The organism is Pseudomonadota bacterium (assembly GCA_010028905.1).
GTDB lineage: Bacteria > Vulcanimicrobiota > Xenobia > RGZZ01 > RGZZ01 > RGZZ01.
In genome coordinates, this window is sequence record RGZZ01000913.1 from 1 (window position 1) to 1,080 (window position 1,080).

The 1,080-nt window shown below is 68.1% G+C and carries 1 protein-coding gene; it reads right to left on the bottom strand.

The window, feature by feature from the left end:
• Positions 1–1,074 (bottom strand): DEAD/DEAH box helicase (locus tag EB084_26320; protein NDD31778.1); only part of this gene is annotated, 1,074 nt, incomplete at its 3' end.
• Positions 1,075–1,080: the final 6 nt, after the last annotated feature.

Consider the following 1,080-nt stretch of genomic DNA (forward strand, 5'->3'; position numbering starts at 1 on the left):
GAACAGGGTGTGCCGGCGCAGGGGCTTGTCGAGGTACATCACCTGCTCGATTGGAGCGTCGAAGCCCGTCAGCAGCTTGGCGGTGACGACGAGAAAGGCGAGGGGGTCTTCGGCGTTGTTGAAGCGGGCTTTCAGGTGGGCTTCTTGCGCGCGGTCGAGGGCGTGCTGCTGCCACGACAGGGGCTCGTCCTTCGAGGTCGACACCGTCATGACGATGGCCGTCTCGTGGCGCAGGCCGCGCGCGGCGATGAGGCGTCGCAGCTCGGCGTCGTAGGCCACCACCAGCTCGCGGTCGAAGGCCACCACCTGGGCCTTCATGCCGACGGGGGCCACCTTGGCCTCGAAGTGATCGAGCACGTCGGCGCACACCCGCCGGATGCGCTCGGGGTTCAGCAGCAGGGTCTTGACATGGGCGGCCTTGCCCGCCAGAAACTCGCGTTCTTCGTCGGTGAGCGACTCTTCGGCGGCCATGGCGTCGAACGCCTCGTCGAGGGCGCCCCGGTCAAGGTGGTAGTCGACCAGGCGCGTCTCCACGTGCACCGGCACCGATGCCCCATCGGCGATGGATCGTTCCATCGAATACGTGTTCATGACGTGGCCGGGGTCTGACGGGTCGCCAAACAGCTTGAAGGTGTTGCGCTCCTTGTCGCTGATGGGGGTGCCGGTCAGGCCGAAGAAGCGCGCGTTGGGCAGGGCGGCGCGCATGTCGTCGCCGAGGGTGCCTTCTTGCGTGCGATGGGCCTCGTCGACGAACACGATGATGTTGTCGCGACGGTTGAGCTCGCCGGCGCCTTCGAAGCGGAACACGGTGGTGAGCACGATGCCGCGCTGATCGTCGCGCAGGGTGCGGCGCAGTTCGTCCTTGCCCGTGGCGACGCTCACCCGCGGCAGGCCCGCGGTGCGGAACTGGCGCTCGATCTGCTCGATGAGGTCGAGGCGGTCGAGCACCACGAGAATGGTGGGGCCGCCCACCCGATCGTCGTTGAGCAGCATGAGCGCCGCGAACGCCATCAGGAGCGACTTGCCGGTGCCCTGGTAGTGCGAGATGAGGCCGCGCCGTCCGCCGGCCAGCACGCGCGC